At 72.2% G+C, this 8,133-nt stretch carries 6 protein-coding genes; 5 read left to right on the top strand and 1 reads right to left on the bottom strand.

What is annotated here, in order from left to right; genetic code table 11:
• The 3 genes from CKO43_RS24175 to CKO43_RS24185 all read left to right on the top strand — a co-directional run.
• Nucleotides 1-1,672: ATP-binding protein (locus CKO43_RS24175; protein WP_200380250.1), on the top strand; the 1,672-nt coding region annotated here is incomplete at its 5' end.
• A 114-nt stretch (nt 1,673-1,786) separates the two neighbouring features.
• Nucleotides 1,787-5,077, top strand: coding sequence for a type I restriction endonuclease subunit R (locus CKO43_RS24180; RefSeq protein WP_200380251.1), 3,291 nt, complete (start codon nt 1,787-1,789; stop codon nt 5,075-5,077).
• The gene (locus tag CKO43_RS24185; RefSeq protein WP_200380252.1) at nt 5,074-5,841 is read left to right on the top strand and encodes a M48 family metallopeptidase; all 768 of its coding nucleotides are present in this window, start codon (nt 5,074-5,076) and stop codon (nt 5,839-5,841) included. The genes CKO43_RS24180 and CKO43_RS24185 overlap by 4 nt, the downstream gene beginning before the upstream one ends.
• A 15-nt stretch (nt 5,842-5,856) precedes the next feature.
• Here the strand turns inward: CKO43_RS24185 and mnmE are convergent, their stop codons facing one another.
• Entirely contained in the window at nt 5,857-7,221 is a 1,365-nt protein-coding gene (gene mnmE / locus CKO43_RS24190; protein WP_200380253.1) for a tRNA uridine-5-carboxymethylaminomethyl(34) synthesis GTPase MnmE, read from the bottom strand.
• A gap of 138 nt (nt 7,222-7,359) precedes the next feature.
• Between mnmE and CKO43_RS24195 the strand changes: the two genes are divergently transcribed.
• Both CKO43_RS24195 and CKO43_RS24200 read left to right on the top strand, forming a co-directional pair.
• Nucleotides 7,360-7,911 carry an ECF-type sigma factor gene (locus CKO43_RS24195; RefSeq protein ID WP_200380254.1) on the top strand — a complete coding sequence of 184 codons (552 nt, stop codon included), beginning with the start codon at nt 7,360-7,362 and terminating at the stop codon, nt 7,909-7,911.
• The coding region (locus tag CKO43_RS24200; protein ID WP_200380255.1) for a hypothetical protein at nt 7,908-8,133 on the top strand (226 nt) is incomplete at its 3' end. The genes CKO43_RS24195 and CKO43_RS24200, both read left to right, overlap by 4 nt.

The following is an 8,133-nucleotide window of genomic DNA, read 5'->3' on the forward strand; positions in this document are numbered from 1 at the left end:
CATGACCCCGCCCCCGCTGCCCCCGCGCGAATCGCTGACGGTCGAGTTCAAGAGCGACCGCAAGCGCCTGTCCGACAGCGACCTCGTCGAGGCGGTGGTCGGGCTGGCCAACGCCGAGGGCGGCGAGCTGTGGCTGGGTGTCGAGGACGACGGCACGCCGACCGGCCTGCATGCCGAGCACCGCAACCTGGGCGGCCTGGGCGGGCTGATCGCCGCGCGCACCTCGCCGTCGGTGGCGGTCGGCGTCACGGCGGTGGAGGTTCAAGGCGTCAACGTCGCCCGCATCCTCGTGCCCAAGGGCCACAGCGAGGTGGCGACGACCGCCGGCGTCTACCTGCGCCGGCGCCTGAAGCACGACGGCACGCCCGAGTGCGCCGCGATGCTGCCGCACGACCGCGCCAGCCGCGCCGCGCACTTCGGGCTGGCAGACGTGTCGGCGCAGCCGGTGGCCGGCGCCACGCTGGCAGACCTGGACCCGCTGGAGCGCGAGCGCCTGCGCCAGAGCGTGCAGCAGTACGGCGGCGACCGCGTGCTGCTGGAGCTGGACGACGAGGCGCTGGACGGCGCGCTGGGCCTCAGCACCCGCCTGGCCGACGGCAGCCGCGTGCCCACGCTCACCGGCCTGCTGCTGGTGGGCCGTGAGCAGGCGTTGCGCGAGCTGGTGCCGACGCACGAGTTCGCGTTCCAGGTGCTGGCGGCCGAGGCCGTGGGCTTCAACGAGTTCCGGCGCTTCCCGCTGCTGAAGGCGCTGGACTGGCTAGAAACCAACTTCCGCCCCTACAACCCCGAGCGCGAAATCCAGGTCGGCCTGTTCCGCGTGCCGGTGCCGCGCGTGGACCTGGGCGCCTTCCGCGAGGCCGTGGCCAACGCGCTGGTGCACCGCGACTACCACCGTCTGGGCGCGGTGCACGTGCGCATCGACGACACGGGGCTGACGATCAGCAATCCCGGCGGCCTGGTCGACGGCGTGACGCTGGCCAACCTGCTGACGACCGAGCCGCGCCCGCGCAACCGGGCGCTGGCCGACGCGATGAAGCGCGTGGGCGTGGTCGAGCGCTCGGGCCGCGGCGTCGACAAGATCTACCGCGGCATGCTGCGCTTCGGCCGGCCCGAGCCCGACTACCGCCGCACCGACGCGCAGAACGTGGTGCTGCGGCTGGCCACCGTCGACGCCGACGAGGCCTTCCTGAAGCTGGTGGTAGCCGAGGAAGGCCGGCGCGGCACGGTGCTGCCGATCGACAGCCTGATCGCGCTGGCCGCCTTGCGCGAGCTGAAGCGCCTGACCACCGACGAGCTGGCGGTGCACATCCAGCGCGAGCCGCTGCAGGCTCGGCGCACGCTGGAGGCGCTGCTGGAGGCCGGCCTGGTGCAGGCCCACGGCGCCGCGCGCGGGCGCAGCTACACGCTGGCGCCGGGGGTCTACCAGGCCGACGGCGACAAGGCGGCGTACACGCGGCAGGCCGGCTTCAGCGCGCTGCAGCACGAGCAGCTGGTGCTGAGCTACGTCCGGCAGCACGGCAGCATCCGGCGCAGCGAGGTGGTCGAGCTGTGCCGGCTCACCGCGCCGCAGGCGCGCGACCTTCTGCGGCGGCTGAAGGAGGCCGGGCGCCTGGTGCAGCAGGGTGAACGGCGAGGAGCCCACTACACGCTGCCTTCACCGGGCGAGGGTTGAGCAAGCCCCAGGCACTTATGGACGCTTATGGATGAGTTATGGACGCGCCCGCAACCACACCGCGGGGCGTGAATCCAGAAAAATCAATCACTTAGCACAGGCCAGGGGAGGCTTATGGGCTGGGAATTGGATGAGGTGGAGCGCCCGTTCGTGGCGCAGCTGGCCAGCATGGGCTGGCAGCACCTCGAAGGCGAGCTCGACGACCCGGCGGCGACCGGCCGCACCGGCTTCCACCAGGTCATCCAGGAGGCCACGCTGCGCCGCCAGTTGCGCGCGCTGAACCTCGATGCCGAGGGCCGGCCCTGGCTGGACGACGAGCGCCTGAGCCAGGCCGTCGGCGCGCTGACGCGGCTGCCGGCGCACCGGCTGATGGAAGCCAACCGCGCCGCCACCGAGCTGCTGCTGGGCGGGCTGACGGTCGAGGGCCTGCCCGGCTGGGACGGCGGGCGCGGCCAGACCGTGCACTACATCGACTGGGCGCGGCCCGAGCGCAACGAGTTCTGCATCGTCAACCAGTACCGCGTCGACTGCCCGCCGGGCTTCAACCGGGGCAAGGCCTTCATCGTGCCGGACCTGGTGCTGCTGGTGAACGGCATCCCGCTGGTCGTCGTCGAGTGCAAGAGCCCCGGCATCCCCGAGCCGCTGGCCGAGGCGGTGGACCAGTTGCGCCGCTACAGCAACCAGCGCCGCGCCAGCGGCGAGGTGGCCGACAACGAGGGCAACGAGCCGCTGTTCCACACCAACCAGCTGCTGGTCGCGACCAGCTTCGACGAGGCGCGTGTCGGCAGCGTCGGCGCGGCGTTCCGCCATTACGCGGCCTGGAAGACGGTGGTCGGCGCCGACGGCCAGGGCAGCGAGGCCGAGGTGGCGGCGGCGTTGGGCCAGGAGTCGCTGTCCGAACAGCAGCGCCTGGTGGCCGGGCTGCTGCGGCCGGCGAACCTGCTCGACGTGGTGCGCCACTTCACGCTGTTCATGAGCGCCGGCGGGCAGACGTTCAAGTCGGTCTGCCGCTACCAGCAGTACCGGGCGGTGAACCGCGCCCTGCACCGCCTGCGCACCGGTGCCACGCGGCGCCAGGATGGCGAGCACGACCGGCGCGGCGGCATCGTCTGGCACACCCAGGGCTCGGGCAAGAGCCTGACGATGGTCTTCCTGATGCGCAAGCTGCGCCACGACGAACAGCTGCGCCGCTTCAAGGTGGTGGTCGTCACCGACCGCAACGACCTCGAGCGCCAGCTCTCCGAGACCGCGACGCTGACCGGCCAGAACGTGCTGCGCGCCGGCTCGGCCGAGGACCTGAAGCGCCTGCTGCGCCGCCGTGCGCCGGACATCGTCTTCGGGATGATCCAGAAGCAGCGCGGCGACGCCGCCGGCGAGCCGGGGCTGAAGGCCGAGGACCTGCCGCGCCGGGTGCTGGCGCGCGAGCCGGCGCCGCCCGAGGTGCTGAACGACGACGAGGCCATCCTGGTGCTGGTCGACGAGGCCCACCGCAGCCAGGCCGGCGACCTGCAGGCCACGCTGATGGCCGGGCTGCCGAACTGCGCGCGCATCGGCTTCACCGGCACGCCCATCCTGATGGGCGACAAGAAGCGCACGCACGCGATCTTCGGTGAGTTCATCGACCGCTACACGATCCGCGAGGCCGAGGCCGACGGCGCCATCGTGCCCATCCTCTACGAAGGCCGCACCGCGCACGGCGCGGTGAAGGATGGCGCCAGCCTGGACGAGCTGTTCGAGGACCTGTTCCGCGAGCACACGGCCGAGGAGCTGGAGGCGATCAAGCAGAAGTACGCCACCAAGGGCCAGATTTTCGAGGCGCCGGACCTCATCCGCGACAAGGCGCGCGACATGCTGCGCCACTACGTCACGCACATCCTGCCCAACGGCCTGAAGGCCCAGGTGGTGGCCTTCAGCCGGCTGGCGGTGGTGCGCTACCTCGACGCCTTCGACACGGCACGCGCCGAGCTGCTGGCCGAGGCCGACGCGCTGAGCCCCGAGGACAAGGCTCTGGACGACGAGGCGCTGTGCGCCCGCCCGGCAGCGCTGCAGGCACGTGTGCAGGCCTGGCGCCAGCGCGAGCTGCTGGCGCGGCTGGAGTTCACGCCGGTCATCTCCGGCGGCAACAACGACGACCCCGCCTGGAAGCCCTGGACCGATGCCACCGCGCAGGAAGCGCGCATCGAGCGCTTCAAGCAGCCGCTGCTGCACGCCGATGCGGCGAAGGCCGACCCGCTGGCCTTCCTGATCGTCAAGTCGATGCTGCTGACCGGTTTCGACGCGCCGATCGAAGGCGTGATGTACCTCGACCGGCCGATCCGCGAAGCCGAGCTGCTGCAGACCATCGCGCGCGTCAACCGCACCGGGCACGGCAAGCGCTTCGGCATCGTCGTCGACTACTTCGGGCTGGCGCACCACCTGAAGGAGGCGCTGAACGTCTACGCCGCCGAGGACGTCGACGGCGCGCTGCAGAGCCTGAAGGACGAGATCCCGGTGCTGCGCGACCGGCACCTGCGCGTGGTGGACCTGTTCCACCGCCGCGGCATCGACAGTCTGGACGACCCCGAGGCCTGCGTCGCGGTGCTGGCCGACGAGCGGCTGCGCGCCGAGTTCACGGTCAAGCTCAGGGCCTTCCTCGACATGCTGGACGTGGTGCTGCCCCGGCACGAGGGGCTGCCTTTCGTGCGCGACGCCAAGGCGCTGGCCTTCGTCTACGCCCGGGCGCGCAACCGTTACCGCGACACGCTGGTGCTGGGCAAGGACGTCGGTGCCAAGGTGCGCAAGCTGATCGACGACCACGTGGTCTCGATGGGCGTGGACCCGAAGATCCCGCCGGTGTCGCTGACCGACGCCGACTTCGGCAACAAGCTGGCGCGCGAGCCGAACGACCGCGCCAAGGCCTCGGAGATGGAGCACGCGATCCGCGCCCACATCCGCGAGCACATGGACCAGGACCCCGTGGCCTACCGCAAGCTCAGCGAGCGGCTGCGCGAGCTGCTGGGGCAGCTGGACGAGCAGTGGGACGAGCTGACGCAGGCGCTGCAAGGCCTGATCGACGAGATCCGGGCCGGCCAGGTGGCGCACGACGAGCGCCTGCCCGACCTGCCTGAACGCTACGGCCCGTTCCTGCGGCTGATCGTCGACGCCGCGGCGGGTGAGCGCGCGCTGGCCGACGCCGAGCGCCAGCGGCTGCTGGACCTGACGGTGGAGCTGGTCGACATGATCGCCGGCGAGCTGGTGGCCAACCTCTGGATGCCGCACCGTCAGCCGGCGCAGGACGCGCTGGCGGCGGCGATCTTCTCTCTGCTGATGCGTTCGCGCCTGCTGCCGTTGCCGCAGATCGAGGCTCTGACCGACAAGCTAATGCAGTTGGCGCGGGCCAACCACGAAGAGTTGATGAAGGCATGAGGCCTCAGGACACAAGCGCTGCCCCCAGCAGGCCAAAGCGGGCGGGCTCCGGGCCGGAGGTCGATGCTCCGGCCCTGCTCGTCGTCGACGATCTGAGCTTCGACCTGCGGCGCAGCGCGCGTCGGCGGGTGCTGGAGATCACCGTCGAACGCGACGGCTCGCTGCGGCTGTGCGCGCCGCCGGCCGCCACCGAGGAACAGCTGCGCGACTTCGTGGCCCGCAAGCGGCCGTGGATTTACAAGCAGCTCGCCCGCCGCGACGCGCTGCGCCCGGCACCGCCGCCCAAGATCTTCACCGACGGAGAGGGCTTCGCCTACCTGGGCCGCAGCTACCGGCTGCGCCTGGTGGCCGAGGCCGACGCCCCGGTGAAGCTGGTCGGCGGCCGCTTCGTGATGCCGCGTGCACTTGCCGGCGAGGGCCGCGAGCACATGGTCCGCTGGTACTGCGAGCGCGGGCGGGTGTGGCTGGCGGGCAAGGCGGCAGACTACGCGGCGCGCATGGAGGTGCAGCCGGCCGGCGTGCGGGTGCAGGACCTGGGCTACCGCTGGGGCTCGTGCGGCAAGGGCCAGCGCCTGTACTTCCACTGGAAGACCATCCTGCTGCCGGCACCGATCGCCGAGTACGTGGTGGTGCACGAGATGGCCCACCTGCACGAGCCGCACCACACGCCCGGCTTCTGGCTGCGTGTCGAACGCGCGATGCCCGACTACGAACGGCGGCGCGACTGGCTGGCCGCCCACGGGGGTGAGGTCGAGGGGCTGTGAGCGGCGGGGCGCTGGCTATTTGCCAATACAGAACCGCCCGAAGATCTCCCCCAGCAGATCCTCGGTGCCGAACTCCCCGGTGATCTCACCCAGCGCCTGGTGCGCCAGGCGCAGTTCCTCGGCCAGCAGATCCAGCGCGGCATCGCGCTGCGCGGCGTGGGCCTGGGCCTGCTGCAGGTGCGCCAGCGTGCGCCGCAGCGCGTCGACGTGGCGCGCGCGCGCGGTGAACAGGCCCTCGGCCTGCGGCTGCCAGCCGGCGCGGCGCAGCAGCTCGCGCCGCAGCGCCTCCAGCCCGGTGCCGGCCTTGGCCGACAGCACGATGCCCTCGGCCTGCGGCGGCGCCGCGGCGTCGGCCTTGTTGTGCACGTGCAGCAGGTCGGCCGTGCCCAGGCGGGCGGCGATCGCGGCTTCGGCGGCTTCGTAGCCGGGCTCGCCACGGCGCGTCAGGTCGTGCACGAACATCACCGCATCGGCGCCTTCGATCGCCTCCCAGCTGCGGCCGATGCCGATGCGTTCGACCTCGTCGGCGGCGTCGGCGCGCAGCCCGGCGGTGTCGACGACGTGCAGCGGCACGCCCTCGATCTGGATCGTCTCGGCGACGCGGTCGCGCGTCGTGCCCGGGATCGCGGTGACGATCGCCAGCTCGGCACCGGCGAGCGCGTTCAGCAGCGAACTCTTGCCGACGTTGGGCTGGCCGGCGATGACGACACGCATGCCCTCGCGCAGCAGCGCGCCCTGGCGCGCACGCGCCAGCGCGGCGTGGATCGCGGCTTCGATCGCGTCCAGCCGCTCGCGCGCCCGGGCCTTCTCGAGGAAGTCGATCTCCTCCTCGGGGAAGTCCAGCGTCGCTTCGACCAGCGTGCGCAGTTCGACGACACGCCCGGCGAGCGTGTGGATCTCGGCCGAGAAGGCTCCGCCGAGCGAACGTGCCGCCGAACGCGCCGCGGCCTCGGTGCTGGCGTCGATCAGGTCGGCGACGGCCTCGGCCTGGGCGAGGTCGATCTTGTCGTTGAGGAAAGCGCGTTCGGTGAACTCGCCCGGCTCGGCCAGGCGCAGGCCGATGCCGGCACCGGCCTCCAGCACCCGCGCCAGCAGCAGCTGCAGCAGCACCGGGCCGCCGTGCGCCTGCAGCTCCAGCACGTCCTCGCCGGTATAGGACTGCGGCGCCGGGAAGTGGATCGCCAGGCCGCGGTCGAGCACCGAGCCGTCGGCGGCCGTGAAGGGCAGCAGCGTCGCCGCACGCGGCGCGAGTTCGCGGCCGAACAGCGAGAGCAGCAGCGGCTTCAGGTCCGGGCCCGAGGCGCGCACGATGCCGACCGCCCCGCGGCCGGAGGCGGTGGCGATGGCGGCGATCGGTTCACGCAGGCGGGCCAGAGACATCGGGCAATTGTCTCAGCCGGCACACGCCAACCGACGTTCCGGCCATCGGCTGTCGGACAAGCATGGCCACACCAGGCCCAGACACCGGCTTCAGGCAAGATAGGCAGGCCGTTTCACATGCTCACACCGCTGCCCGCGATGCCCGACCCCGCCACCGCTCTGCAGCCCCCTCACGACCCGAACGCCGATGCACCAGCCACGCTGGACGCCGATCTCTACCGCGAGCTGCGCGGCATCGCGCGCCAGCGCCTGCGGCGATCGGGGCCGCTGACGCTGCTGGACACGACGGCGCTGGTGCACGAAGGCTGGCTCAAGCTCTCGCGCCAGGCGGGCTGGCTGGAGATGCCCTACCCGCAGTTCATGGCCTATGCCGCGACGGCGATGCGCTCGATCGTCGTCGACTACGCGCGCGCCCGCGTCGCCCAGCAGCGCGGCGGCGACGCGACCCATGTGCCGCTGGACGAGCTGCCGACGCTGGCGCGGCGCGACGACGAGTACCTCCAGGTCCACGATGCTCTGGCCGATTTGGAGGCGCACGACCCGCGCCTGGCCCGGCTCGTCGAGCTGCGCTACTTCGTCGGCCTCGAAGAGACCGAGTGCGCCGAGCTGCTCGGCCAGTCGCGGCGCACGGTGCAGCGCGACTGGCAGAAGGCGCGCGCGCTGCTCTGGGACAGCCTGGTCAGCCCGTGAAAGAGGCCGGACACGCGCCCGGCTGGGCCGAGATCGAACCGCTGCTCGACGAGGCGCTGGCACTGGCGCCAGCCGAACGCGAGCGTTTCCTGCAGACGCTGCCGCCCGCGCGCCGCCATTGCCGCGACACGCTCGCGCGCCTGCTGGCGGCCGACGCCGCGGCCGAGTTCGGCGACCAGCGTCCAGGGGCCGACGATTTCGCCGGCGGCGTGCTGTGCCTGC

This window comes from Rubrivivax gelatinosus, assembly GCF_016583785.1.
Taxonomy (GTDB): Bacteria; Pseudomonadota; Gammaproteobacteria; order Burkholderiales; family Burkholderiaceae_C; genus Rubrivivax; species Rubrivivax gelatinosus_B.